This is a genomic window from Photobacterium sp. GJ3, assembly GCF_018199995.1.
GTDB lineage: Bacteria > Pseudomonadota > Gammaproteobacteria > Enterobacterales > Vibrionaceae > Photobacterium.
This window is the reverse complement of record NZ_CP073579.1, coordinates 795674-821164: the sequence shown is the minus strand read 5'-3', so window position 1 is coordinate 821164 and position 25491 is coordinate 795674. Positions and strand designations below refer to the sequence as shown.

At 49.6% G+C, this 25491-nt stretch carries 23 protein-coding genes and 3 pseudogenes; 12 read left to right on the top strand and 14 right to left on the bottom strand.

Going from position 1 to position 25491, the window contains the following annotated elements:
* Window positions 1-8: 8 nt before the first annotated feature.
* Window positions 9-1178, bottom strand: coding sequence for an isovaleryl-CoA dehydrogenase (locus tag KDD30_RS20685; protein WP_211651836.1), 1170 nt, complete (start codon window positions 1176-1178; stop codon window positions 9-11).
* Window positions 1179-1273: 95 nt separating this feature from the next.
* A complete protein-coding gene (locus KDD30_RS20680; RefSeq protein ID WP_211651835.1) occupies window positions 1274-1690 on the bottom strand; it encodes a MerR family DNA-binding transcriptional regulator in 417 nt (138 codons plus the stop codon).
* Window positions 1691-1890: 200 nt separating this feature from the next.
* Here KDD30_RS20680 and KDD30_RS20675 point away from each other — a divergent pair, with 200 nt between their 5' ends.
* From KDD30_RS20675 to KDD30_RS20645, 7 genes and pseudogenes are all read left to right on the top strand, one after another.
* Window positions 1891-3156, top strand: coding sequence for an acetyl-CoA C-acyltransferase (locus KDD30_RS20675; RefSeq protein ID WP_211651834.1), 1266 nt, complete (start codon window positions 1891-1893; stop codon window positions 3154-3156).
* Window positions 3157-3214: 58 nt separating this feature from the next.
* Window positions 3215-4711: a CoA-acylating methylmalonate-semialdehyde dehydrogenase gene (locus KDD30_RS20670; RefSeq protein ID WP_211651833.1), complete on the top strand. Its 1497-nt coding sequence runs from the start codon at window positions 3215-3217 to the stop codon at window positions 4709-4711.
* Between the two features lie 25 nt (window positions 4712-4736).
* A complete protein-coding gene (locus tag KDD30_RS20665; RefSeq protein WP_211651832.1) occupies window positions 4737-5891 on the top strand; it encodes an acyl-CoA dehydrogenase family protein in 1155 nt (384 codons plus the stop codon).
* A gap of 50 nt (window positions 5892-5941) precedes the next feature.
* Window positions 5942-6734, top strand: a pseudogene (locus KDD30_RS20660) (enoyl-CoA hydratase).
* 77 nt (window positions 6735-6811) lie between these two features.
* On the top strand, window positions 6812-7957 hold the full coding sequence (locus KDD30_RS20655; RefSeq protein WP_211651831.1) for an enoyl-CoA hydratase/isomerase family protein: 1146 nt from the start codon (window positions 6812-6814) through the stop codon (window positions 7955-7957).
* Between the two features lie 145 nt (window positions 7958-8102).
* Complete coding sequence (gene mmsB, locus KDD30_RS20650) at window positions 8103-9011, top strand: 3-hydroxyisobutyrate dehydrogenase (RefSeq protein WP_211651830.1); 909 nt, start codon at window positions 8103-8105, stop codon at window positions 9009-9011.
* 24 nt (window positions 9012-9035) lie between these two features.
* Window positions 9036-9794 carry an SDR family oxidoreductase gene (locus tag KDD30_RS20645; protein ID WP_211651829.1) on the top strand — a complete coding sequence of 253 codons (759 nt, stop codon included), beginning with the start codon at window positions 9036-9038 and terminating at the stop codon, window positions 9792-9794.
* A 51-nt stretch (window positions 9795-9845) separates the two neighbouring features.
* On the opposite strand, the gene KDD30_RS20640 is transcribed toward KDD30_RS20645, so the two are convergent.
* The 4 genes from KDD30_RS20640 to KDD30_RS20625 all read right to left on the bottom strand — a co-directional run bounded on the left by KDD30_RS20640 (window position 9846) and on the right by KDD30_RS20625 (window position 12311).
* Entirely contained in the window at window positions 9846-9965 is a 120-nt protein-coding gene (locus KDD30_RS20640) for a 3-ketoacyl-ACP reductase (RefSeq protein ID WP_211651828.1), read from the bottom strand.
* A 67-nt stretch (window positions 9966-10032) separates the two neighbouring features.
* The gene (locus KDD30_RS20635; RefSeq protein WP_211651827.1) at window positions 10033-10941 is read right to left on the bottom strand and encodes a LysR family transcriptional regulator; all 909 of its coding nucleotides are present in this window, start codon (window positions 10939-10941) and stop codon (window positions 10033-10035) included.
* A gap of 98 nt (window positions 10942-11039) precedes the next feature.
* On the bottom strand, window positions 11040-11324 hold the full coding sequence (locus KDD30_RS20630; RefSeq protein WP_211651826.1) for a YiaA/YiaB family inner membrane protein: 285 nt from the start codon (window positions 11322-11324) through the stop codon (window positions 11040-11042).
* Between the two features lie 378 nt (window positions 11325-11702).
* The gene (locus KDD30_RS20625) at window positions 11703-12311 is read right to left on the bottom strand and encodes a hypothetical protein (protein ID WP_211651825.1); all 609 of its coding nucleotides are present in this window, start codon (window positions 12309-12311) and stop codon (window positions 11703-11705) included.
* A gap of 65 nt (window positions 12312-12376) precedes the next feature.
* Here KDD30_RS20625 and KDD30_RS20620 point away from each other — a divergent pair, with 65 nt between their 5' ends.
* Both KDD30_RS20620 and KDD30_RS20615 read left to right on the top strand, forming a co-directional pair.
* Window positions 12377-13501, top strand: a complete 1125-nt coding sequence (locus tag KDD30_RS20620; protein ID WP_211650980.1) for an ISAs1 family transposase — start codon at window positions 12377-12379, stop codon at window positions 13499-13501.
* Window positions 13502-14091: 590 nt separating this feature from the next.
* Window positions 14092-14238, top strand: a pseudogene (locus KDD30_RS20615) (IS30 family transposase); the annotation flags it as partial.
* Between the two features lie 18 nt (window positions 14239-14256).
* Here the strand turns inward: KDD30_RS20615 and KDD30_RS20610 are convergent.
* Entirely contained in the window at window positions 14257-15429 is a 1173-nt protein-coding gene (locus tag KDD30_RS20610) for a LysM peptidoglycan-binding domain-containing protein (RefSeq protein WP_211651824.1), read from the bottom strand.
* 349 nt (window positions 15430-15778) lie between these two features.
* Here KDD30_RS20610 and KDD30_RS20605 point away from each other — a divergent pair.
* A pseudogene (locus tag KDD30_RS20605) lies at window positions 15779-16431 on the top strand (glutathione S-transferase family protein).
* A 156-nt stretch (window positions 16432-16587) separates the two neighbouring features.
* Window positions 16588-17781 carry a DEAD/DEAH box helicase gene (locus KDD30_RS20600; RefSeq protein ID WP_211651823.1) on the top strand — a complete coding sequence of 398 codons (1194 nt, stop codon included), beginning with the start codon at window positions 16588-16590 and terminating at the stop codon, window positions 17779-17781.
* 38 nt (window positions 17782-17819) lie between these two features.
* On the opposite strand, the gene KDD30_RS20595 is transcribed toward KDD30_RS20600, so the two are convergent.
* Together KDD30_RS20595 and KDD30_RS20590 are read right to left on the bottom strand one after the other, a co-directional pair.
* Window positions 17820-18680 (bottom strand): lipase secretion chaperone, encoded by an 861-nt coding sequence (locus tag KDD30_RS20595; protein ID WP_211651822.1) that lies wholly within the window; start codon window positions 18678-18680, stop codon window positions 17820-17822.
* A 3-nt stretch (window positions 18681-18683) separates the two neighbouring features.
* On the bottom strand, window positions 18684-19592 hold the full coding sequence (locus tag KDD30_RS20590; protein ID WP_249199446.1) for a triacylglycerol lipase: 909 nt from the start codon (window positions 19590-19592) through the stop codon (window positions 18684-18686).
* A 414-nt stretch (window positions 19593-20006) separates the two neighbouring features.
* Here KDD30_RS20590 and KDD30_RS20585 point away from each other — a divergent pair, with 414 nt between their 5' ends.
* Entirely contained in the window at window positions 20007-21359 is a 1353-nt protein-coding gene (locus KDD30_RS20585; RefSeq protein WP_211651820.1) for a D-serine ammonia-lyase, read from the top strand.
* Here the strand turns inward: KDD30_RS20585 and KDD30_RS20580 are convergent.
* From KDD30_RS20580 to KDD30_RS20560, 5 genes are all read right to left on the bottom strand, one after another.
* Entirely contained in the window at window positions 21356-21766 is a 411-nt protein-coding gene (locus tag KDD30_RS20580) for a hypothetical protein (RefSeq protein ID WP_211651819.1), read from the bottom strand. The genes KDD30_RS20585 and KDD30_RS20580 overlap by 4 nt on opposite strands.
* A gap of 193 nt (window positions 21767-21959) precedes the next feature.
* Window positions 21960-22535 (bottom strand): hypothetical protein, encoded by a 576-nt coding sequence (locus tag KDD30_RS20575; RefSeq protein ID WP_211651818.1) that lies wholly within the window; start codon window positions 22533-22535, stop codon window positions 21960-21962.
* 75 nt (window positions 22536-22610) lie between these two features.
* The gene (locus KDD30_RS20570) at window positions 22611-23237 is read right to left on the bottom strand and encodes a hypothetical protein (RefSeq protein WP_211651817.1); all 627 of its coding nucleotides are present in this window, start codon (window positions 23235-23237) and stop codon (window positions 22611-22613) included.
* Between the two features lie 252 nt (window positions 23238-23489).
* Window positions 23490-24221 (bottom strand): hypothetical protein, encoded by a 732-nt coding sequence (locus KDD30_RS20565; RefSeq protein WP_211651816.1) that lies wholly within the window; start codon window positions 24219-24221, stop codon window positions 23490-23492.
* 253 nt (window positions 24222-24474) lie between these two features.
* Window positions 24475-24999 carry an AraC family transcriptional regulator gene (locus tag KDD30_RS20560; protein WP_211651815.1) on the bottom strand — a complete coding sequence of 175 codons (525 nt, stop codon included), beginning with the start codon at window positions 24997-24999 and terminating at the stop codon, window positions 24475-24477.
* Window positions 25000-25491 lie beyond the last annotated feature (492 nt).

Sequence of the window (25491 nt, the reverse complement as noted above, 5' to 3'; positions counted from 1 at the left end):
GATCTGGTTTATTTGCTTTGTTCGAATAATTCGCGTCCGATAAGCATCCGGCGAATCTCTGAGGTTCCGGCACCAATTTCGTACAACTTGGCATCCCGAAGCAGGCGGCCTGTCGGAAATTCATTGATATAACCGTTTCCGCCCAGCAACTGAATGGCATCCAAAGCCATCTGCGTGGCTAGTTCAGCGCAATACAGAATGACACCGGCAGCATCCTGACGCGTGGTTTCACCCCGGTCACAGGCCGCGGCAACGGTATAAACATAAGCACGTGCTGCATTCATGCGGGTATACATATCGGCGATTTTGGCCTGAACCAGCTGAAATTCCCCGATGGATTTTCCGAACTGTTTACGGTCATGAATGTAAGGTAAACACACATCCAGACAGGCACGCATAATGCCTAACGGACCTGCAGCGAGGACAACGCGCTCGTAATCCAGGCCGCTCATCAGTACCTCGACGCCGTGATTCAACTGACCCAAGAGGTTTTCTGAGGGCACTTCACAGTTTTTGAATACCAGTTCGCAGGTGTTTGAGCCGCGCATCCCCAGCTTGTCGAGTTTTTGCGCCTGACTGAATCCGGGGAAGCCTTTTTCAATCAGGAATGCGCTGATCCCGCGGGATCCAGCCTGAGGATCCGTTTTGGCATAGACCACAAAGGTGTGGGCATCCGGCCCGTTGGTGATCCACATTTTGCTGCCGTTGAGCACAAACACATCGCCGTGTTGTTCGGCTTTGAGCTGCATGCTGACCACATCTGAACCAGCGTTGGCTTCACTCATCGCCAGTGCGCCGACATGTTCCCCGGAAATGAGTTTCGGCAGATATTTTTCTTTCTGGGCCTGCGTCCCATTGCGGAAAATCTGATTCACGCACAAATTGGAATGGGCGCCATAACTCAGCCCGACGGATGCGGAAGCACGGCTGATTTCTTCCATCGCGACCACATGGGCCAGATAACCCATCCCAGCGCCACCAAAGGATTCACTCACCGTGACCCCAAGCAATCCCATTTCTCCGAATTTCGGCCACAAATGCGATGGGAACTGGTTGTCTTTGTCGATCTGTTCCGCAATCGGTGCGATTGCATCGGCAGCAAAATGATTGACGTGGTCCCGAAGCATGTCCAGTGTTTCACCCAGCCCGAAATTGAGCGGTGTAAACAGGTCTTTCATAACATCTCCCTTGGGTCCGGCAATCCGGACATTTCATGAGAAACGACTGAATTCTCAACTGATAACAAGACGATGGAATGCCTCAGAGCAGGCGTTTATTCCAGAGTCTTCCGATGATTGTGACGATTGTTGTGCTGACGGTTATTCTGACCCAGCGCGTGTTCACATCGTGCTTTGGCAGTATCGAGATCCTGCATGATGACCTGGATATCATCCAGTTGTCGTTGCAACTTGTCTTGTTTTTCATCAATGATTTTAATCATTTGACGTAACTGACTGTCGCTCTGGTCGGTATCGTACAGGTCAAACAATTCCCGGATTTCTGCCAGAGAAAACCCCAGCCGTTTGCCGCGAAGGATTAGTTTCAGCCGGATCTTATCCCGGCGCTGGTAGACCCGGATGGCCCCTTCACGATCCGGCTGCAGCAGGCCGACATCCTCGTAAAACCGGATACTGCGGGTTGTGATGCCGAATTCTTTGGCCAGTTCGCTGATTTTAAAGGTCTCTACCACACTGCTGTCCTCCCGTTGTGAGCGAAAGCAGGACAGCGAAATGACTGCCGCAGACTTAAGCCTGAATATGGATATTGTCAGTAAGATGGCAACAATTCTGTACGGTTAGTCATTGATTGTGTTGTCATCTTGTTTCTTAACGTTTACGTAAATGTTAGTGCTATGCTTACGAAAACGTCAAGCAAAGTGGAGCCGGGAAAATGGAAGCCAGCACCAATTCATCAGCGGTCGCATCAGGCGACAAAGAAGTCTGGATCGTATCTGCAAAACGTACTCCCCTGGGTAGTTTTCAGGGACAGTTTGCGTCGTTGTCTGCGCCAACATTGGGGGCATACGCGGTGAAAGGCGCGCTGGAAAGTATTGGAATTTTTACCGATGCGCTGTGGCCATCCAAATCAGACGGAATCCGTATTGATGAAGTGCTGATGGGATGCGTTTTACCGGCCGGGTGCGGACAAGCGCCTGCACGGCAGGCGGCACTGAATGCCGGATTACCGATTTCAACAGGCTGTGTGACCGTGAATAAAGTCTGCGGGTCCGGGATGAAAACCGTCATGCTGGCTACAGATATGATTCGCGCTGGCAGTATTCACACCGCCATCGCGGGGGGCATGGAAAGCATGACCAACGCGCCGTATCTGCTCAAGCAAGCCAGAGAAGGCTTCCGTCTGGGCCATCAGACAACGCACGATCACATGTTTTTAGATGGCTTGCAGGATGCCTATGAAGGCGATCTGATGGGGGTGTATGCCCAGCGCACAGCAGACGCGACTGCTTTCAGCCGGGAATCGATGGACGAGTGGGCCGCAATGTCGGTCCAGCGGGCGCGTCAGGCGATTGATGACGGGGCGTTTGATCAGGAAACCTGCCCTGTGGTGGTTGCTGATCGCAAAGGGGAGCATCTGGTGAAAACGGATGAGCACCCGCATGAAGTCGATCCGGAAAAAATTCCGAAGCTGAAACCCGTATTTGCCAAAGACGGCAGTGTCACGGCCGCCAATTCCAGTGCGATTGCAGATGGTGCCGCTGCTTTGCTGCTGATGGACAGTAATACGGCACGACAACATGGCCTTGAGCCGTTGGCAATTGTGCGGGGACAGTCGACGCACGCACGTCTGCCTGCTGAATTTACCATTGCGCCTGTGGATGCGATCCGTCAGTTGCTCGATCAACTGTCGTGGCGTGCTGAAGACGTTGATCTCTGGGAAATCAACGAAGCGTTTGCAGTGGTCACTCAGATTGCGGTGAAGGAACTTCAGCTGGATGCTGAAAAGGTCAACATCCATGGCGGAGCCTGCGCTTTGGGTCATCCGATTGGTGCCAGCGGCGCTCGGATCATTGTCAGCCTGATTCACGCTTTGCGACGCATGCAGCAAAACGGCAAATCCGTTCGGCGCGGCATTGCATCACTCTGTATTGGTGGCGGTGAGGCAACAGCCATCGCCATTGAACTACCTTCTGATTAAATCAATGGTCGGGTAGCTGTATCACCGGTCAGGAACGAACAGTGGAGAGGACAACCCCATGATTGAGAAAGTACCGCAGTTTATTGAAGGCCAGTTTCGCCAGTCACGCACTGAGGAATGGATTGATGTGACAAACCCGGCGACAAATGAAGTGATTGCACAGTTGCCCTGTGCACTGACATCAGAGATCGATCAGGCGATTGCCAGTGCCAAAGCAACTTTTGAAAAGTGGAAAGAAGTGCCGGTTCCGGAACGGGCCCGATTAATGCTGAGTTATCAGCAGCTTCTGAAAGCACATCATGACGAGTTAGCCTGTCTGCTGTCGAGCGAAACCGGCAAAATTCTGGCTGATGCCAAAGGGGATGTCTGGCGTGGGATTGAAGTGGTTGAGCAGGCCGCGAATATTGCCAGTCTGATGATGGGGGAAACCAGTGAAAATGTAGCCAAGCATATTGATACCTTTTCGCTGACGCAGCCGCTGGGTGTGTGCAGTGGGATCACCCCCTTTAACTTTCCCGCGATGATCCCGCTGTGGATGTTCCCGCTGGCCATTGCGGCCGGCAATACTTTTATCCTCAAACCGTCTGATCAGGTGCCGCTGACCTCGGTTCGGCTGGCGGAACTCTTCGAACAGGCGGGGGCGCCTCCGGGTGTGCTGCAAGTGGTGCATGGCCGAAAAGCTCAGGTGGATCACATTCTGGAGCATCCGGATATCCGAACGGTTTCCTTTGTCGGATCGGTGCCTGTTGCCCGGTATATCTACCAGACCGGCACCCAGCATCTGAAACGCGTTCAGGCGTTTGCCGGCGCGAAAAACCATCTGGTGGTGATGCCGGATGCCAATAAAGCGCAGGTGATTAATAATCTGGTGGGCGCTTCGGTGGGTGCGGCCGGACAGCGTTGTATGGCGATTTCAGTTGCTGTGTTTGTCGATGGTGCTAAAGACTGGATCCCAGAACTGAAAGAAGCCATGGCCAAGATGAAGCCGGGCGGCTGGGATGAAGAGGACGCGGCCTATGGCCCGCTGATCAGCCCCGAAGCGAAAACGCGTGTGCTGCGTTTGATTCAGGAAGGTAAATCTCAGGGCGCAGTCTGTGAACTCGACGGGAGTGAATGCACGGTCAAAGATTATCCGAACGGTAACTGGGTGGGCCCGACGCTGTTCAGTGGCGTGACGCCTGAAATGAGCATCTATCGCGAAGAGATATTCGGACCGGTGCTGGTGTGTGTGGAAGTCAATTCGCTGGAAGAAGCCATCGCGCTGATCAATGAGAATCCATATGGTAACGGAACGTCCATTTTCACCGCCAGCGGTGCTGCTGCCCGTAAATTCCAGCATGAGATTCAGGTGGGCCAGGTTGGCATTAATGTGCCGATTCCAGTGCCATTACCGTTCTTTTCATTCACCGGATGGCGCGGCAGTTTCTATGGTGACCTGCATGCCTATGGCAAACAGGCGGTCCGTTTCTATACCGAGACCAAAACCGTGACTTCGCGCTGGTTTGATGACGATATTCCGAAAGGGCCGAATCTGACGATCAATATGGATCACTGATCCTCATATCAACCGGAGCAAAGCAATGGATTTTGAATTCAACGAAGATCAGGCTGCTTTTGCCGAGGCTGCCCGCCAGTTCTCGCAAGAACAGCTGTTACCGATGGCTGCGAGTTGGGATGAAACGTCAACTTTCCCTAAATCTGTCTTTCGACAGGCGGGTGAAATGGGCTTCCTCAGTCTGTATACGCCAGTCGAGCAAGGGGGGATGGGGCTGAGCCGTCTTGATGCCTCGATTATTTTCGAGCAACTGGCGATGGGCTGTACGTCTACCACGGCTTTTATGACGATTCACAATATGGTGACCTGGATGATTGCCAGTTTTGGGTCGGAAGCCGCCAAAGCGGCATGTTGTCCCAAGCTGATCACCGGGGAGTGGCTCGGATCTTATTGTCTGACAGAAGCCAATGCCGGATCGGATGCTGCGTCTTTGACTACAAAAGCCGAACGGAAAGGCGATACCTATGAAATCTCCGGCTCCAAAGCTTTTATTTCCGGCGCGGGAGACACGGATGTTCTGGTTGTGATGGCACGGACTGGCGAAGCTGGTGCCAGCGGGATTTCTGCCTTCATTATTCCGGCGGATGCCGACGGCATCAGTTATGGCCGCAAAGAGCCCAAACTGGGCTGGCACAGTCAGCCAACCCGGGCTGTGACTTTTGACCGCGTCACCATACCTGCGTACTTCCGGTTGGGTGAAGAAGGTGAAGGTTTTCGCTTTGCGATGAAAGGACTGGATGGTGGCCGGATTAATATTGCCACCTGTTCTGTGGGAACGGCGCAACAGGCACTGAATCTGGCGCGGTCATACATGACTGAAAGAAAACAGTTCGGTAAACCGCTGGCTCAGTTTCAGGCGTTACAGTTCAAGCTTGCAGATATGGCAACCGAGCTGGTGGCTGCTCGTCAGTTAGTCCGGTTTGCGGCGGCCAAGCTGGATCGTCAGGATCCGGAAGCCACGGCGTATTGTGCGATGGCCAAACGGTTCGCGACCGATGTCGGTTTTTCGGTTTGCGATCAGGCGCTGCAGCTGTATGGCGGCTATGGCTATATTCAGGAATATCCGATTGAACGGCATTTCCGGGATGTGCGTGTGCATCAAATTCTTGAAGGAACGAATGAAATCATGCGCTTGATCATCGCAAGGCGATTGCTGAGCGAGGATACTACGCTGTTTTGAATCACTTTGAAGGATGTATAACGCAGCAAATTAACTGAGAGGATGGCAAGATGCACGCACTGACACAGACGGGTGGACCGATTGAAGTGGAGATTCAAGGTCATGTGGCCGTTTTAACCATGAACAATCCCCCGCCAATACCTGGACGGCAGACAGTCTCAATCAGCTGAAATCACTGGTAGAAGCGTTGAATGAAGACAAAACGATTTATGCACTGGTTCTGACCGGGAAAGGCGAGAAGTTTTTCTCGGCGGGTGCCGAGCTGAAGCTGTTCGCCGACGGTGACAAAGCAGTGGCGGCAGATATGGCCTTTTGCTTCGGGCAGGCTTTTGAAACGTTGTCGACATTCCGGGGCGTTTCGATTGCAGCGATCAATGGCTATGCCATGGGGGCGGACTGGAAGTGGCTTTAGCCTGTGATATCCGGATCGCTGAAGCACATGCGGTGATGGCATTACCCGAGGCCAGCGTGGGACTGTTGCCATGTGCCGGCGGAACTCAGAATCTGGCCTGGCTGGTGGGGGAAGGCTGGGCGAAACGCATGATTTTATGCGGTGAGCGTGTCGGGGCCTCTCAGGCGTCAGAGATCCGTCTGGTTGAGGAAGTGGTGGCTTCTGGTCAGGCACTGGAAACGGCCATTCATCTGGCGGAAAAGGTTGCGCATCAGTCACCGGTCGCTGTGACCGCATGTAAGGCATTGATCCAAAATGCACGTTATGCACCACTCAATCAGGGGTTGATTCAGGAAAGAGAGCGTTTTATTCGTCTGTTTGACACCAGAGACCAACGGGAGGGGGTTCAGGCGTTTTTAGAGAAGCGCCCGCCCGTGTGGAAAAATCAATAATCTGTGGTTTTCGACCATAAGAAACAAAGTTGTAGGCCGTTTGTTAACGGAAGTTGAATGCGGCACATGGAGTATGTATGACAGGAAAGATGAATTTTAGTGAGCTGCCATGTCAGGACGGCCATCGGATTGGGGTGGCTGCACTGGATAACCCGGCATCCTTGAATGCACTGACGCTGGATATGCTGAAGCAGCTCAGTGCCCAACTGACGGATTGGGCGCAGGATGATGGGATTGTCTGCGTCTTCCTGCACAGTGAATTTGCCAAAGCATTCTGTGCCGGCGGCGATGTGCGGGCGATGTATCACGCGATGCTCAGTGCAGAAAGTCATAAAGAAGCCGGTGAACAAGGGGCTTCTCCGGAAGCTTTCCTGACTGAGTATTTCAGTGTGGAATACCGCTGCGACTATCAAATTCATCAGTTCAAAAAGCCATTGATTGCATGGGGTGAAGGGATCGTCATGGGAGGCGGCATCGGTTTATTTGTCGGTGCGGGTCATCGGGTGGTTACGCCATCCAGTTCGCTGGCGATGCCTGAAATTACCATCGGGCTTTATCCGGATGTCGGCGGTACCTGGTTTCTGAATCAACTGCCGGGTGGCGTCGGGCTCTTTCTCGGTCTGACCGGGGCAAGGGTGAATGCCAGTGACGCGCTGGATCTGAAAATGACGGATCATATTCTGCTTGCCGATCAAAAAGAGGCGCTGCTTGCGGCGCTGTGTGATCTCAATTGGCAGACTGTAACGGATCACGATCAGGCAGTGACGGACTGTCTGAGTCAACTGGCGGAATCTGCGAAACCGGCGTGGCCACCCAGCCAGATGATCCCTTATTTCCCGCAGATCATGGCCGCTTGTGTGGGCCGGAACCTGGACGAGATTTGCCAGCAGATTCAGGCGATCGATGGCTTGGGGACCTGGCTGGAAACGGCGAAAGCGACACTGAAAAAGGGCAGCCCGATCTCAGCGCATACCTGTTACCGGCAGGTCAGGGATTACAAGAACATTTCACTGGCAGACAGTTTCCGGCTGGAGCTGGGGCTCTCTGTACGCTGTGGCTTACTGGGAGAGTTTCAGGAAGGGGTGCGTGCCCATCTGATTGACAAAACTGGTGAGCCTCAGTGGATTTTCCCGAACGTTGCAGCAGTGGATACCAGCGTGATTGACGATCTGTTCGCGCCCATGTGGCATGAAGACGATCACCCATTGGCTGATCTGGTGTAACCGGAAAGTCATGAATCATGGATGAATGAAGGCCGTATCATGCGTGATGCTGAACTGTAACACCGAACAAGACTGATCTCAGAACTGATCTCAGAACTGATCCCAGTTCTGCAAACCAGATTCAATGTTTGAAAAGGAGTGTGTGATGGCAGCGACAATTGCATTTATCGGGCTCGGCAATATGGGTGGCCCGATGGCAAGGAACTTACTCAAAGCGGGCTGCAAAGTGCAGGTGTTCGACATCAATACAGAAGCGGCACGTCAGTTAGAGTCCGATGGTGCGGTTGCGGCCAGGAGTCTGAAAGATGCTGTAGCTGGCGCTGATACCGTGATGACCATGCTGCCTGCAGGTCAGCATGTGCGCCAGGTCTATCTTGGGCCGAAAGGTCGGCCGGAAGACGGTCTGTTTGCGATGGTGTCACCGGGCACCTTCCTGATTGATTCCTCGACGATCGATCCGGCGACTGCAAAGGAAGTGGCTGATCATGCGGCTGACCACCAGCTCGAATTTGTCGATGCGCCGGTATCAGGCGGCGTTGCGGGTGCAGAGGCGGGCACGCTGACTTTTATTGTCGGGGGAACGGATTCAGCGTTTCGTCAGGCTGAGGCTGTGCTGCGGCATGTGGGGAAGAATATCTTTCATGCCGGTCCGGCCGGGGCAGGCCAGATGGCCAAAATCTGTAACAACCTGATGCTCGCCGTACAGATGGCTGGTGCCTGTGAAGCCTTGAATCTGGGGATCGAGAACGGCCTGGATCCCAAAGTATTGTCAGACATCATGTTGCAAAGTTCAGGCAGAAACTGGGTGTTAGAACTCTATAACCCTTGTCCGGGTGTGCTCGAAAATGCACCGGCCAGCAAGGGGTATCAGCCGGGATTCATGAGTAAGCTGATGCTGAAAGATCTGGGGTTAGGGATGGACGCTGCGTTGCTCAGTCAGACGGCTGTCCCCATGGGATCACTGGCGCGCAACCTCTATGCGCTGCACAATGCGAAAGGCAATGAACTTCGCGATTTTTCCAGTTTATTTGAGTTGTATCAGCGGCAGCAATGAGTGTTGCAGAACAAGGAGAGACCCATGGATATCAAGAATTCTGTGATTGCGATTACGGGCGCCGGACAAGGGCTCGGGCAAATGATGGCGATCACGCTGGCAAAAGCCGGGGCGGATCTGGCGCTGATTGATCTCAACCCGGAAGGCCTGGCTCAAACCCGCTCTCAGTGCCAGATGCTCAGCAGCAAGGCACTGACATATGAAGTGGATGTGACGCAGGAACATGAAGTTGAGCGTGTTTTTGACCGGATTATGGATGATTTTGGTCAACTGGATGGCTTAGTGAATAACGCCGGGATTCTGCGGGATGGTTTGCTGGTGAAAGTCAAAGATAGCGAGATCTCTAAAATGTCGCTGGAGCAGTTTAATGCCGTCATGACGGTGAATGTGACCGGCACTTTCTTGTGTGGCCGGGAAGCGGCAGCACGAATGATTCAGTCTCAACGACCGGGTGCCATTATTAATATCTCCAGTGTCGCCCGAGCCGGGAATTTTGGTCAGACCAACTACGCAGCGTCGAAAGCTGCAGTGGCGACCATGGCCGTTTGCTGGGCCAAAGAGCTGGGTCGGTACGGTATTCGGGCTGCGGCAGTTGCGCCGGGAGTGGTCCGAACCGCAATGGCGGATCAGTTACCGCAGGAAGCGATAGAGCGTTTGGAAAAAATGATCCCGCTGGGCCGGGTCGGACAGGCTCAGGAAATAGCGCACGCCGTTCAGTATATTCTGGAAAATGATTATTTTACCGGACGTGTGCTGGAGATTGACGGCGGGATGCGGATGTAACCGCTCATCATACAAGCCTGATGACAAGCAACGGATTGGATTACGGGTCAGTTAAGGCCCGTAAATCATGGCGTAGAGTGCCAGCCCACCGCCAATCACCAGCATCAGCATAGACAGATAAGCCGTGAACTTGCTGAGAATGGCCATCAATTTTTGATTGATTTCTTTCATCTTTGTTTCTTGTAATTCTGTGGGTCACGGCCCGCACAATGCCATAAAAGTCGCGCAGTGGCGAGGGCTATTCACATTTGATTGCAGTTTTCATGAAGTGCAAGGGCGGCCTTTGGCGACGCGTGGATTGGGTGATTTCAGATTCGAAAGACTGACAGATCTGCCGGACGTCCTGTGAGGTCAGCAGCGAATGGGCATTCGGTGACAGGACCAGCGCAATTTCAACATTGGGTAACGGCGGCAGCCAGGCATCGGTTAATTCGACTAAATCGGGCGACAGACTGCTGCGCGCCATCGCACCGATGGCTAATCCGGCCCGAACGACGCCGCGTTGTGCTGTTGCACTGCTGCTGCAGGTCACCATTTCGAAACTGATTTCCTCTTTCGTTAATCCATCCAGCGCTGCTGCATGAAATTTACAATCGGTCTGAAACAGGGCGACAGGTAACGGGCGCCGGGCTAGCAGGTCGAAATCCGGCGATGTGTACCAGATCCCCTGATCGTGCATGAGAAAATGGCCTTCATCAGAGCCGGGATGCCGGGTCAGCATGGCTGCGTGAATGTCACCCTTGTCCATCAATTGCCGCAGCCGGACACTGGCAGCGCATGTCACCTGAATCTGAATGGGTCCCAGTTGCTGACGGAGCAGCGTGATTAAATGCGGCAGCAGTGTTTCTGCGTAATCGTCAGGGCAGCCCAATAATAAGGGCTGTCTGTTTGTTTGGGAACGAAGGCTGGAGACCGCTTCATCATGCAAACTGACCAATCGGCGTGCATAACTCGCGAGGGTTTGTCCGTCATGGGTCAGCACCAATTGACGACCTTCGCGCAGAAACAGCGTCTGATCTAATTCCTGTTCCAGTTTCTTCATTTGCATGCTGATCGCAGATTGCGTTCTGAATGTTTGTTTGGCAGCCCGGGTAAAACTGCCCGTTTCGACAAAGGCGAGAAAACTGCGCAGCGCATCAATATCCATGTACACACTCCATTCTTTTTTGTCAGCATACCGAATGAAATGGATTTTTGAAGCCATGAAAGCACAAGACAGACTGTCTCGGTCTTGTGCCTGTCGCCTTAAAGGGTTTCAGTGTCTTTGTTTTCGGTTGCGCGGCGAGCGGTTTCCGTGGCCGGATGGGTCGTTGTCTGGTCGAAACAGGCGAGGTCGCGTACATTTTTCTGAGTCACAACGGCTGCAAATAAGCCCAGTACAAAAGACATGGTGAAAAAGCCTTTCTCGTTCATAGCCAGCGTATCTGCGTTCCATAATCCAATCAGCATCAGGGCACAAGCAATCACCACCCCTGCAATCACCATGGTTTTGTAGAGTGAAGTAACCTGAATGTCCTCCATTTCATCCATTTATGATGGATGGGGTACTGAGTGACCCCATCATTATCAACACAACTAAGGACAAGGCTGAAGGTGAAGACTTATAGTTATACTTAAAGCTTTCACCTACCGCCTTAATGCGCGTCCTATTTACACATTCTTCACATTAAGGTTTAGTGCTTTTTAATCGTTTAAATATACGTTGTGACATCTTCCCTATGCAGATAGCAATATATCCAACAGGGAAACCGTATAAAGCACTGATGAAGCCGAGTACAAAAAGACCCTTGACGTCCCATGCGTCACAGCCGTAATCTGTTTGCATTACACAGTAATCACCTAAGTCAGAAGACAAGGCCAATGTGATGAAAAGTAAGCAAGTGAAAACACAACTAATAAAGTAAACCGTTATTTTTCCCACAACCTTTCCTCATAGATTTTCTGTACACGTGCCCCATAATCACGTGTCAGTTCAGCTCCTGTGAATACATAAATGCTTGCCACTTTTTCGAGTGTAGGATTAACGACACGTGCTTTGATCCGGCTAAGTATCACAGCACCTACTTCTACGTTGCACTCAACGCGATACTGTACCTGCCACTCAGAAAATCCTAGTTCATCTGCAATACCTTTCCATGTTTTATATTGAACATTCATAGGACGATAAGAGTCATTGACAAGGTTAATTCCGGGCATGGCATCATAATAACCGTGCGTGTTTTCCATGTAAGCGATAGCTTTTAACCAGCCGGGGTCAAGCCCGTATTTTAGGGCTATTTTTTCATAAATTTCACCTGATCCTATTGGATTGAACAGTCCTATTTCAAGAAGTGGCTCAGAACCATCAACATTAGGGTTATCTTCTATTTCAAAAAGTGCAGGTTCATCTTTTAGAATGTTCTGTACCCGGTCACCTTCCATATTGATAATAGGGATTTCTTTCTTCTCCTTATTAGTGTTTTTTTCTTTTTGAGGAGCGGTGTTTCCAGGGCAAGATCGCGAACGTTTTTTGAACAAAATAGATCAGTTTGACGATCAAGGCTGGCTGTGATCATATACTCCCCTTTTTACGGGAGTTCCTGATGCATATCGATGCTTTTTCTCAATTCTTTTCAGTGATTCAAGACCCACGGCAGTCAGCAAAAATATCGTACCCACTGTTCGACATTTTGTTTCTGACCGTATGCGCCACCATTGCTGGTATGGAGGGCTGGGAAGATATCGAAGACTTTGGCGAAGCTCACCTCAATTGGCTACAGGACAAAGGACTTTTTCGCCAGGGCATCCCTGTCCATGACACGATTGCCAGGGTTGTTTCTTCCATTGAGCCTGACCAGTTTCAAGACTGCTTTTTAAAATGGATGCAGGCAGCCAACGTCCATTCGAATGGCGAGCTTATTGCTATTGACGGCAAGGTGTTACGCAGCTCCTATAACCGAGAAGATCGGCAATCAACGCTCCACATGGTCAGTGCTTTTGCGACAGCCAACGGCGTTGTCATGGGACAAGTTAAAACCCAAGATAAGTCCAATGAAATCACCGCCATCCCTGAGCTGCTCAAGCTGTTAGATATCAAAGGTTGTCTTGTCTCTATCGATGCGATGGGCTGTCAAACCGATATCGCCAAGCAGATAGTTGAGCAAGGTGGCGATTACCTATTAGCAGTCAAAGGCAACCAAAAAAGCCTGGCTAAAGCAGTACAAAAAGCGTTGGCGCCATTGCTCGAAAAAAGCCCAGCGTGTGACATCGAGCGCGGACATGGGCGTATTGAAGCGCGCGAATACCACGTCATGCCAGCGCAGGAGTTGAAGACAGATTTCCCTGATTGGAAAGGGCTTCAAAGCGTCGGTGTTGCTATTGGCTATCGTATTGACTCAGCAGGGAAAGAATCGCTGGAGTACCGCTACTACATTAGCTCTGCGGTGCTCACCCCCGAAGGTTTTGCCGATGCAGTCCGAGGTCACTGGGAAATCGAAAATCGGTTGCACTGGGTGCTTGATGTCACGATGAAGGAAGATGCTTGCCAAATCTATCGTGGCAATGCCGCCGAACTCCTGGCTGGTGTGCGTCACATGGCGCTTAACATGCTTCGATTAGAAACAAGCAAAAAGGCGAGTATCAGGCGCAAGCAAAAAATAGCTGCCATGAATATAGCCTATTTGGAGCAAGTAATATTGGCGGGAATCCAAGGTTTGGATAAAAACTGAGCATACGTGCTCTCGCCCTGGCGGTGTTTCCAACGTAATTATTTGGTTCATTATTTGATCTGTTGGGTAAGCTATCACCCACTGTCTCGTATAAGTATGTCACCGGATCTATCGGTGTATAAGCCGCTTTAACGTAGTGTCTTTTTTTTCCACTAGCGATTAACTGATCGACAACTTGCTGTAAACGTCTCGGAAGTGTGCTACTTGCAGTGTTTGCTGAATCATTCAACAGGACAATTTGACAGTCTTCTATTTCACTACGCAAGTCAGCAATATCACGTTTAGTGCGTGCATTGTAGCCAGTTGCCCCCTGCATATACTCTTCGTATTCGATAAGGTAACTTGCGCTGCTTGGAGAGACAATAAATCGCACATCCTCCACACAAAGATCGTCTAATTTTACTAACTTATATCCCAAAACTTACCCCATTTTGAAATCATTAACATACTGACAAACGGCGACCAAACAAAGTACCTAATGAAAAAGGTCTCATAAATATCTGAGACCTATCAATTTTTCTCTATTCTGTCCACGCATTGCTGAAATTAGGTGGATTTAATCGAATCAAGATCCAACTTCAACGAACTTCAGACCTCCTTTAGCTGACACGCGTGAGCGTCTGGGTGATCGGGAAGCCGACACGGTTCTAGGGAAACAAGGTACAGGCGTTTTTGTGACTCTCGCAGAGCGAAAAAATCAGCTCTATTTAGTGAAACGAGTCCTCAGCAAAGAAGCGGCTGTGGGTGAATTCATCCTACGTCGGCTCGGGGTGCTGCACCTGAATCGCGTTGATGATTGGTGTATTGGAGAGAATCCTGCTGCTTTCCTGAATATGCAGAAGCCAGGGCATGATAAAACGCTGCCGATAAGTGCCCCAGACATCGCCGAAGGGATAGGCTTTTCCCGGTTCGAAATGCGTGACGGGGGCGGGCAGGTCTGCTTTTTGTGGCTGCGTCTGATGTTCCCAGGAAGACACCAGCAAGGTGTCACCGATCTGTAACCGGAGCGGGTTGTCGTTGTAATCCGGATTTAAGGCGAGTAATTGCTTGGCAGAGAGGCCGTGCTTTTCTGCAATTTCAGGCCAGCTTTCCCGTTGCCGGGTCTGTGGATTCATCTGAACGCGATAAGAAGCGGGTGGTTTTTGAGTCATCCCGATATGGCTCCGGCTTAGACGGATCGCCCGTGTCTGAATTCGGCTGTTCATCACGCTGTTCAGATCAATCGCAGTTGCATGGCGCTTGAGCCATGGTTCTGATATCTGTGAAAATTCTTTCTGGGTCAGCTTTTCTTTCCGGTACAGCACGTACTGGCCTCCGACGTGCTGCCCTTCAATCCGGTAGGGTAAGAGCAGATTGGAGAAATGGCGCGCTGAGATCAGTTGATCGGTGAGTGTGGTTGCATCAGAGCGGGTGAAATAAAAACTCCAGCGGTCATCGCCGGTGAGCTGACACTCCTGATACAGTTTGTGCTCGACAAAGTAGTAGTAAAAACCTGTTGTTGGCCAGCCAAGCCGTTGCCCGAACTGCACCGCCAGTTTCGCCGGAATAAACTCTGCATTGAGATAACTCATCCCTTTTGCTCTGGGCTCGATGTGAAAGCTGGATGCCGATCCGGCCTGCTGAAAGCATTCATGGAGCAGGTTTTTCGCTTCTTTTTCTGTGCAGCGTGCCGTCAGAATCGTGTGACCTTTTCTGTGCTGAGTTTTGTGCCAGTTCATCACGGCGGATTCAGCCAAAGTATGTTTGAGTGTCCATGCGCCGGTTTGCAGCGAATTGAGTTCCTCCGGTGTGCAATAGATCAAAATGTTGCACTCATAATCCACCGACTTTTTCAACGTCTCACTGAGTGTGAGTACAGGCGGATGAAACGCCTGATGATGACTTTCCAGCGGGAGATAAGCTGCTTTGACATATTTTCTTGAGGTCATGGGATCGAATGCCGTGATGAATATGCAACGGGATGATTTTCGCCGATTTTACCGCGTCAACTTATTGAATGGAATGCTAATTTACCTGTCGATCTGTCGAATGAAGCTGTCATTCAGACGGAATGGGCTGTGATTTTTAAAAATGCTGCTCAAATCTCATTCTCATTGTGTCTTTTATCTCCGATCTGGCTGTAACCATCGCTGGCTGGACTAGGATTTCAGGGAAGACAATTCGGATTGATAACCCATTCGATTTTCTGATAACTGCAATTCATAGAATGCGATAGTCATCGGCTCAGTGCGGGCGTAGATTGACGGCAGGATCACCGACATCAGAGAAGGAAAACAGATGCAACTCATCATCGGAAATAAAAATTACTCGAGCTGGTCACTGCGCGGCTGGCTGATGCTGGCACAAAACGACATCTCTTTCGAAGAAATCAAACTCAAACTTTTCACAGACCAATTTTACGCAACCCTCGCGTTGCATGCGCCGACGGCAAAAGTGCCTGTCCTGATAGACGGCGATGTCACCGTGTGGGATTCACTCGCGATTTGTGAGTACATCAACGAAACCTATTGCGATCATCAGGCATGGCCGCAGAACCAAGCCGCACGGGCAAAAGCGCGAGCCATCAGCTGTGAAATGCATTCCGGCTTGATGGCTGTACGAAGTGAAATGCCCATGAATTGCCGGGCGAAACGCCGGGTGACATTGTCTGAGGCTGCTCAAAAAGATGTTGTCCGGATTGATCAGATCTGGCGGGAACAAATGGCAGCATATGAAGATCAGGGGGATGGTTGTTTGGAAAGTGGAGTATCGCAGACTGCATGTATGCTCCCGTTGTTCTCAGGTTCATGACTTACGGCATTGAGGTCTCCGAGGCCAGTCAGCGTTATATGAAGAAAGTCTTTGAATCACCAGCCATCCAGGCCTGGCTGAGCGATGCGCTGACAGAAACCGAGTTTGTGGCTGAAGATGAAGCGGGCGTCGATGTGTAACCGGTGAAATGCGCCCTTCCAGTGAATGGGATCCGCCTGTTCCGGAAGGGAACATTTTTGTAATTATTCGTACCTGGACCAAAAGTCCGTGTTAAACTCCCGCGCTTCATGCAGATCATCCGCTACTTCCAGCGATCAACGAGACAGAGACGATTCATGCCATTCGCTAAACTTGGACTCAGCAACGCACTTGTTCAGGCTGTTACTGAGTTGGGTTATACCAAACCAACCACAATTCAGAACAAAGCCATTCCGGTCATTCTGCAAGGGCAGAACCTGATCGCAGCGGCACAGACCGGTACGGGCAAAACCGCCAGCTTTGTTTTACCGATTCTGGAAAAGCTGAGCCAAGGGCAAACGAAACGTAAGAAGCGTGTGCGCGCACTGATTCTGGTGCCCACCCGTGAACTGGCAATGCAGGTGGACGAGAAAGTCAGCGCTTATGGTAAACACCTGGGCCTGACGTCGATGGCGATGTATGGCGGTGTTGATGAACAGCCACAAAAGCAACGTTTAATTGAAGGTGTTGATGTGCTGGTGGCGACGCCGGGCCGTCTGATCGATATGTATGGTCAGCGGGCGGTGTATTTCGAAGAAATCGACATGGTGGTTCTGGATGAAGCAGACCGCATGCTCGACATGGGCTTCATTGAAGCCATCAATAAAATTCTGGATCGGCTGCCGGAGCAGGTTCAGATGCTGCTGTTTTCGGCAACCTTGTCGCGAAAAGTTCGCGAGCTGGCGAAGTCCGCCGTAGAAAATCCACATGAAATCACGATTACGGCCAGTCAGGCTTCGAAAGCGAGTATTGAACAGTGGCTGATCACCGTGGATAAAGATCAGAAATCCGCACTCTTGAGTCACCTGATTCAAACACATCAGTGGGATCAGACATTGATCTTTATTGAGACGAAACATGGTGCTGCCAAGCTGGCTTCACAGCTGGAGAAGCGCGGGATTGAAGCCGAAGCGTTTCACAGTGGCCGCAGTCAGGCCGTCCGTGCTCAGTTACTGGAAGACTTCAAAGCCGGAAAGATCAAATACCTGATTGCCACTGGCGTTGGTGCTCGCGGTATCGATATTGAAGAGCTGCCACGGGTCGTGAATTACGATTTGCCTTTCCCGGCCGATGAATATGTTCACCGTATTGGACGAACCGGTCGTGCTGATGCGACGGGTGAAGCGATTTCGTTCGTTTCGAAAGATAACTTCAAAAACCTGTGCATGATTGAAAGCCGCCTCGGGCATTTGATTGAGCGCCGTGAAGTGGAAGGCTTCGCGCCGAAAAAACCGGTTCCGGTTTCTATTCTGAATTATGTGCCGAAGAACAAGCGGCCAAAGAAAGACTGATACACACTGAGAGCCCTGGCCTGTCGCCGGGGCTTTTTTTAATTTGCCTGTTCAGTCTGACGGATTGATTCCAGAGCCTGCACCCGGCGCCATTGGCTTTCTGAAAAGCTGCTTTCCCGGAGCGTATGGATAGCAAGCTGGCGGTCGGCTTCAGAAAGGCTGAAGTCCCCCTGAAGACTGTCGTATTGTTCGAAATACTGCGCCAGCCGATTTTGAAAATCCTGACGTTTCTGACTGACCTGCGCCAGTCTTTCTGCTGCTTCCGGGCCAACCAATGCCTGCCGGGTCAGAAACTGGTCCTGCGGATCCATGGATTTTGCGTGTTCAAGCTGAGCAAGCAGGCTGGAGCGACGGTAACTGTCGGCCATCACGGGCGGTAAGGCGTCTAACTCTTGTTGCCAGGCATTCAGGAAATCCGCCTGATCACGCGTTTGCTCACGGAGTTCCAGTTTTCTGAGTGCCAGCTGACGTTGCAGATTTTCTTCGCCAAAAAGACGCTGTTGTTCCTCGGGACTGAAGAATTCACGTTGTGTCTGAAGCAACTGGTCAGTCAGAAAGCGGAGGCCCTCGATGTCCAGTGCGTTCATGTTGCCCGGATCCAGCGCTTCCAGCGCAGCCCGGTACTGAACAAATTGCTCGAATAAAGCTTCATCATGGCGGTAAGCTTTGGCTTTGTTTGCGTTGTATGTCAGAAAGTGCGTTCGCAGGGTATCGAGATCGGCTTCTCCGATGCCCGACAGAAAATAATCGAATGTATCCCGGGTGGAGTCCTGGTCAATCTGTGTATCCAGTTGAGAGGCCACCCGGACAACGGGTGGCTCGGAGGTCTGTTGCGTGTAGGTATAGACCGCACCTGCAGTCACGACAACACCAATGATTGAAAGTACGGTCTTTTTCATGATTTATAATCCTTGCAGCTGCAAGCGGTTGGCGTGCTGGCGATAGAGTGTTGTCGGTGCCGTTTCGAACAAATGAGTGATGCCCAGCAGGCCGTTGATCTCATCCAGATGATTCATCCGGTAATCATTACGGATCACTTTCCCTAAATGGGTGCTGCACTGACCAACAAGACCATCGTTGGGTTCTTGAAAAGCGATGCCGAGTACGGTCATGGCAGCATCCGACGGATCCAGCGCATTGGTGAAATTGCTGGTTCCTGTCCACGAGTAGTAATAGACGCCGTTGTCTGCAATATAGTCACCTTCACCGCAAGCCGTTGCCGGTAGGCCTTCCGGATACTTAGCGTTGAATGCCAGGGATCCTTCTGTGGTCAGGGCAGCCAGAGAAGCCAGCGGATCCTGAGGTAAATCACTGCCGCCGGACAACAGGTTAATCATGGTGACTAAACCTTCAGCCAGCTTGACCGCAATGCCTTCAGGAACAGAACCCGACGGGACTGAACCCCGGACAATGTCAGCGATTCGGGAACCTTTGTTGACACCGCCGATGCTGGTGACTGAGGCCACCATCTCCGGTGCGACCGAGGCAACATAACGGGCTGTTGGTCCGCCGTGGCTGTGGCCGATCAGATTGACTTTTTCAGCGCCGGTAATGGCCAGCACATCTTCCACCTGAGCCAGCAGTTGTTCGCCTCGCAGTTCGGAACTGTTGGTTGCAGAGATTTGAGCCACAAAGACGCTCGCACCGTCTTTATTCAAGGCATGCGGGATGCCATAAAAGTAATCGATCCCGGCAATGGAATCGAAGCCAAATAAGCCATGAACCAGCACAATCGGGTACTTTGTCTCGGTATAACCTTTCTGCGAGACGCCTGAGGGGGTACTGCTGGCCTGAGTGCTGAATGCAACCACACAGCAGATGAGCAGGGGAATGAATCGTTTCAATGTATCTCTCCTTGTTAGACCTCCGATGAGTGAAAGGTTAATACGAAATCAGATGCGCGCACAAAAATGTTAACAAAATGTGATCTATTGCTGGTTTCAATGCATTGAATGGATGGGTTTGATGCAAGTTGCACTCTTTTTGTTCGTATTGTCCGGTTAAAAGTTTCGATATACATCGATTGTGAATTTCACATCTCAGTAACTTATGGGTCGTATCCTAGCCTTCAGCTTTGGTATTGTCAGGTGATGGCGATTGATGAAACCGGGCTTTCTTGTGCTGATGTCACTGGTTTGATGAACGTTGCTTTGTATTTCGATGGATGCCTCATAGAATCGGCCAATGATCCGGAGCGACGCGATATCCCTGAAGGAACGATGACCATGATTGATGTATCCACCCTGACCGTGCAATTTCCCTTACTGAAATCCCTGCAGGTACTTGATGAAGTGTGCTGGTTTAACCCCAATGTGACGCCTTTGAATGACGCGTTGCCGTATGTGGGCCTGACCGCAGCAGATATTCAGGAGGCGAGTGACCGGTTGACCCGATTTGCACCGTATTTGATGGTGGTGTTTCCTGAAACGGCGCAAGCGGGCGGTATGATTGAATCTGAGGTGATTGAAATTCCCGCGATGAAAGCGGCACTGGAACGGACTGAGGGCCAAGCGATACCAGGACGACTGATGCTGAAAAAGGACAGTCATTTGCCTATTTCAGGTTCGATCAAAGCCCGTGGCGGTATTTATGAAGTGTTGACCCATGCTGAAAAGCTGGCGATGGATGCGGGATTGTTATCTGAAGCGGATGATTACAGCAAACTCGATTCAGACGAATTCCGGCGTTTCTTCAGCCAGTACAGCATTGCGGTTGGATCGACAGGGAATCTGGGGATGTCAATTGGCATCATGAGCGCCAAACTGGGGTTCACGGTGACGGTTCATATGTCGGCAGATGCCCGCGAGTGGAAAAAAGCAAAACTGCGTTCGCACGGTGTTACCGTCGTTGAATACGCACAGGATTATGGCGTTGCCGTGGAGGCGGGCAGAAAAGCGGCGGAACAAGATCCGCGGTGTTTTTTCATTGATGATGAAAATTCGAGAACTTTGTTTCTGGGCTATGCCGTTGCCGGAGAGCGGTTGAAAAAGCAGTTTGGCGAACAAGGTATCTTGGTTGATGCCGAGCATCCGTTGTTTGTTTACCTGCCTTGCGGTGTGGGTGGCGGTCCGGGTGGTGTTGCGTTCGGATTGAAGCTGGCTTTTGGCGATCACGTACACTGCATCTTTGCGGAACCCACACATTCTCCCTGTATGTTGTTGGGGGTGCATACGGGATTACATGACCAGATTGCTGTTCAGGATCTGGGGATTGATAACATCACAGCGGCGGATGGTTTAGCGGTCGGCCGGCCTTCTGGGTTTGTGGGGCGGGCGATGGAACGGCTGATTGATGGTTATTACACCCTGAGTGATGCGCAGATGTATCACTGGCTGGGGAAACTGAATCAGTCTGAAGGCATTCAGTTGGAACCTTCGGCATTGGCGGGGATGCCTGGGGTGATTCATGTGTTGAAGGATGCGCCTTATCAACGCCGGATCGAGATGAGCGAAAAACGGTTACACCAAGCGACACATCTGGTCTGGGCAACAGGGGGCGGCATGGTGCCACCCGAGGAAATGGAAAAATATCTGGCACAAGCTGGATCACCCCTTGGTTACGCTTCGGGTAAAGCTTAATTCTGTCTGGGATGAAACAGAAAGTGTAACGGTGTTGACGTTGGACCGGGCTGGCCTCCTCGCATGACAATGTTGAGCTTCTGAATGCCTGATATCCGGAAAGGAGTCAGGCTGGCATTCAGATGAATCGAATGAATTCTGTGGCCTGCTGTGACTTTGGTATCCGCGCACAGATAGAACTTATCTGACAGCACAAAAACTGTTGGTGTGTGCAGGTGTAGCGGTTGGGTTGCAATCACGACTCCCTTGTTTAAGAGTTGGATTTTACAATATTTACTGTACGCCGTTTTCGTGATGACAACCTGATCTCCCAGATACTCGATCAGTAATTCTCGATGCACATACTGAGTGATATGGCGTGATGGTAAATCTGTGGCCGGACTGAAGTTGCCATCGTTATCTGCCATGCGGTATCTGTAATGCCAGTCGATAGAAAAAGGATGATGCCATCGAAACGGGCAGCATTGTATCACGTGCCAGGCTATCCACCGGTCAGCAGGAGCAGGATGAAGTTTCTGAAAAACAGTCACGCTGGGCTGATGTGGGTTCAGTGATAAATTTGTAAAACAAATTTCGGTTTTCATACCTGCTCCTGTGCTTTCAATCCGTTTCTGTCAGTAACGCACGGAAGCCCATGATATAGCCCAGCTCTTCTCTTTGTTTGTATTCCTGACCATATTGAAAATGAACCCGCAAATGAATCTGTGAGAAATTCATTTCCAGTGAAATCCATCCATTCACAGTGAAGTCGGGATCCGGTGTAGGTTGGACCGGTGTGGCCGCGTTTGTATCGGAATTCGTGTCAGTATTGTTTTGTGTTGGTTCAGTAACAGACTCATCTTTCACAGCTTCTGTGTCCGCTGTGGTATTGTCCGGGTTTTGTGCTGATGAATGTGAGTTCGGAGTGGTCTGACTGCCAGAGTTTTCCTGGGTTGCAGCGTCAGGCACGGGAATTTTTAATTTGCCCTGTGCGACGGTTAAAGCCTGAATCAGGCTGCTCACACCATTTGGGTTCAGGGTATAGTCTGTGACGGCGACAGCTACCGAAATGAATGTGCCGTTATCGTCGTACTGCGGCGTTCCGGTTATCTGAACACCATTATAAGGTGCGCTCGTGTTTGCCCGACGCTTCCAGTCTCCGGAATACCACGTTTGAGTGTTTGGTGTATCCGCCATGGGTCTCTCTCCTTGAATCAAGCCAGATAAATCGCAGGTGTTACCGGGGTGAACGTATAACACCTGCATTGAACGTTATTTGTTAATATTTTCCAGATGGAATTCAAACGGCGCTGCGGTCGGGCCAGAGCCGCCACCTGTCATGACCAGATCCGCACTCTGAACACCAAAGAGGTTAATTTCAGTATTCACCTGCTGGATAATGGCAGAATTCATCACTTCCCCTTCGACAACCTGAGAAACGACCCCAACAAAGATACTTGGATGGAACTGGAAAACGCCTTTCTGACCCGGTGATACATTGGTTTTTGATGCCAGCAGTTTCCCGTCACGGTAAATGTTGGCATTAATGGCACCGCCTGTCAGGTTGTTGCGGACTTCAACTTCTTGCTGTGATACGGATGGTGTGGCAGCCAGTCGTAATACATCGCCAGAAGTGTCTTTGACCATTTCATAAGCCTGACCATCATAAGCTGTCATCTGTGGCGTGAAATTACCGTAGGAATCACTGGCACAGACTTCAAACTTCAATGGATAAACAAATGGATGATTGTCGTTGCGCCCACAGTTTTGAATCACCCGCCAGGCAATGGCAATTTCATCAAAGTTTTCTGCAACATTTTTCTGGAAAATAACAACTTCGCTGTTATTCACATCGTTAGAACGGTTAATGAAGTTTAGTTTAATCGATTCTTGTGACATAGTTTTTACCCTTTTTAAAGTTAAACTGACATTTTGTGTACTTTCAGCGATTTGTTTTCTTGCTGAAGTACATCCTTAATTTAGAGGTTTTTTTGTCAAAATACCTTTGATTTTTTCATCGAGTTTATTTGTTGTATTCACATTGTTATATTGATGGTGAATTTGATTGTTAATAAATAAACCCTAGCTCTTGGTGGAGATAGGGTTTTTTTAATGATATGAATGGCTGCCTCAGTTAGTTGACCATTCTGATTAATTACTCAACTCAATCCATAACCCTGGTAATACGTAATTTGTATTATCCAGGTTAAGTTGGGACTGGTTGTTCAGGTCTGAGTTGTTGACTGAATATACTTTTCCGTTTGCCGGATCGTATAAACTTGAACTTGATTCGTCATTCACGCACAGTGAAAACCAGTGCTTGCCTTGATCATGTTGGACCAGAAGTAAATGAACCTCGTGTCCTGATGGTACAGCGTATGAGTTTTCCTCTGAGATACCGATATCTCCATCAATACTATGAATCAGATCTGACTCAGTGGAGAATAAGTTATCTCCGAAACCAGTATTATCTGATTGAGTAATCGCACTGAAAATATTTTTTGCACTTTCCAGATAACATAACTTAATTTTGGCGGCAGTATTACCATTGAAGTCATAAGCTATCTTGCAAAGTGCAGATGGCGAATTTTCCTTACTACTGTTAATGGCATAATAAGTCGCTTTAAGAGTATCATAGTGAATATCTAGATTACCTGTAATTTTATATGCATTTTCAGCGGCAGTTTTTTTATTCGCATCTTGCCGGAGGTCTATCACCTGAGAGGCAGCACTATACCCATTTGCCAGGTTTGTCTGATCAAGTGATTGTACAGTTTGTGCGCTTTTCAAATTGAGCTGGCACAGGCTTGCACTGATAGCAAAAGCACCGCAAGCGTTTTCAGTTGATTGTGCAATGTTGTTGTAGTCCACGTAATTTGCCATGATAGTTCTCCTGAATATTTGGTTTTGGTTAAATAACCAAAGTAATCTTACCGTCCCATAAAAAATCTGACCTTCGTATAATGCATTGAAATGTATCATCTGTACACGCACTGCCTGCTGTGTAACGAGTTATTTCTTGGTGCGGTTTGATGAAGTTACTTTCAATGCAAGCCACTCTCATTGAAAGTGGCTTGATGAAGATCTTATTCTGATAAGAGTTGGGTTTCGTGCTGAGATTCAACGATTGAAAGCATTATGATTCATTTTTTCTTAATGAATTGTATTTTTTGTAGTTCTGCCGAAAATGGCTGGGACTGGTTTGATACGCTCTTTTAAAAGCGGTTGAAAAATTGTTTGAATCCATATAACCAACCTGTTCTGCAATTTGCACAATATTGAGTGAAGAGCTTTCCAGAAGTTCAGCTGCTTTTCTCATTCTCTGGTTTCTGATCCACTCAAAAACGGTCATTCCTAAATACTCTTTGAATACTTGATTGATTTTATTCCTGTTCGTCCCTAATGTCCTGCAGAGATTTTCAAGTCTGATCTCATCGGATAATGAATTGGTTAAAATCTCGACGCACTTTTCAATTAACTGATAATTTTTGTCCAGAAGTAATGCTTCCTCGGTTTGAGTCAGATATTTTGCTGTGTTTCCATGGTATTCATAATTGAATTCTGGTTTGAAATTTGTACTGAGGAGATGAGCGATTCTGTATCGGAGTTCTTTGTCGATGAAAGGGGAACTAATGTAGTCTGTTATTCCTAAATCAAACAATTGCTTTTTATGTGGATATTTGTTTTCAATGATGGCCAGGAATACGGGGGATTTTTCATCTTTTACCTGAAGATGAAAGGTTAATCCATACTTTATTTGTTTGATTTGCTCAAATGAAAGCGTATCGGTGTCAATGAAAACAATATCTGGACTGTGTAAGTATTGAATACCGTGTATTTCGCTAGTTTTGTATTGTTTAAATCGAATGTTTTCCTGAATCAGAAAAGATTTAAGTGCTCTGGCTGATTCAGCTGAATCACTGATTATCCATGCGGAAGTATAATATTTTTTTTATTGTCTAAATGAGTCATGATTTGATCCCTAGTGTATGTGATGAATTTAAGAACATCGATACTACTGACGATGTATAGTGAATAACTTGAAATGCCCTCACTGTGTTTACTTTATTTGTTTTTTCAGATGATGGCCTTTGTTTTAGCCATCAGCTGCTTTGCCTGTTGCACTATATGATATTTATTGATTAACTTCTTA

Excerpts from the sequence above, each read along its gene's own strand:
- KDD30_RS20565 (WP_211651816.1), bottom strand. The coding sequence starts at position 24,221 with ATGGCAAATTACGTGGACTACAACAACATTGCACAATCAACTGAAAAC.
- KDD30_RS20610 (WP_211651824.1), bottom strand. The coding sequence starts at position 15,429 with ATGACCTCAAGAAAATATGTCAAAGCAGCTTATCTCCCGCTGGAAAGT.
- KDD30_RS20640 (WP_211651828.1), bottom strand. The coding sequence starts at position 9,965 with ATGAAAGAAATCAATCAAAAATTGATGGCCATTCTCAGCAAGTTCACG.
- KDD30_RS20585 (WP_211651820.1), top strand. The coding sequence starts at position 20,007 with ATGATTGATGTATCCACCCTGACCGTGCAATTTCCCTTACTGAAATCC.
- mmsB (WP_211651830.1), top strand. The coding sequence starts at position 8,103 with ATGGCAGCGACAATTGCATTTATCGGGCTCGGCAATATGGGTGGCCCG.
- KDD30_RS20665 (WP_211651832.1), top strand. The coding sequence starts at position 4,737 with ATGGATTTTGAATTCAACGAAGATCAGGCTGCTTTTGCCGAGGCTGCC.
- KDD30_RS20635 (WP_211651827.1), bottom strand. The coding sequence starts at position 10,941 with ATGGATATTGATGCGCTGCGCAGTTTTCTCGCCTTTGTCGAAACGGGC.
- KDD30_RS20655 (WP_211651831.1), top strand. The coding sequence starts at position 6,812 with ATGACAGGAAAGATGAATTTTAGTGAGCTGCCATGTCAGGACGGCCAT.
- KDD30_RS20620 (WP_211650980.1), top strand. The coding sequence starts at position 12,377 with ATGCATATCGATGCTTTTTCTCAATTCTTTTCAGTGATTCAAGACCCA.
- KDD30_RS20685 (WP_211651836.1), bottom strand. The coding sequence starts at position 1,178 with ATGAAAGACCTGTTTACACCGCTCAATTTCGGGCTGGGTGAAACACTG.
- KDD30_RS20595 (WP_211651822.1), bottom strand. The coding sequence starts at position 18,680 with ATGAAAAAGACCGTACTTTCAATCATTGGTGTTGTCGTGACTGCAGGT.
- KDD30_RS20600 (WP_211651823.1), top strand. The coding sequence starts at position 16,588 with ATGCCATTCGCTAAACTTGGACTCAGCAACGCACTTGTTCAGGCTGTT.
- KDD30_RS20575 (WP_211651818.1), bottom strand. The coding sequence starts at position 22,535 with ATGGCGGATACACCAAACACTCAAACGTGGTATTCCGGAGACTGGAAG.
- KDD30_RS20675 (WP_211651834.1), top strand. The coding sequence starts at position 1,891 with ATGGAAGCCAGCACCAATTCATCAGCGGTCGCATCAGGCGACAAAGAA.
- KDD30_RS20670 (WP_211651833.1), top strand. The coding sequence starts at position 3,215 with ATGATTGAGAAAGTACCGCAGTTTATTGAAGGCCAGTTTCGCCAGTCA.
- KDD30_RS20570 (WP_211651817.1), bottom strand. The coding sequence starts at position 23,237 with ATGTCACAAGAATCGATTAAACTAAACTTCATTAACCGTTCTAACGAT.
- KDD30_RS20645 (WP_211651829.1), top strand. The coding sequence starts at position 9,036 with ATGGATATCAAGAATTCTGTGATTGCGATTACGGGCGCCGGACAAGGG.
- KDD30_RS20580 (WP_211651819.1), bottom strand. The coding sequence starts at position 21,766 with ATGGCAGATAACGATGGCAACTTCAGTCCGGCCACAGATTTACCATCA.
- KDD30_RS20630 (WP_211651826.1), bottom strand. The coding sequence starts at position 11,324 with ATGGATGAAATGGAGGACATTCAGGTTACTTCACTCTACAAAACCATG.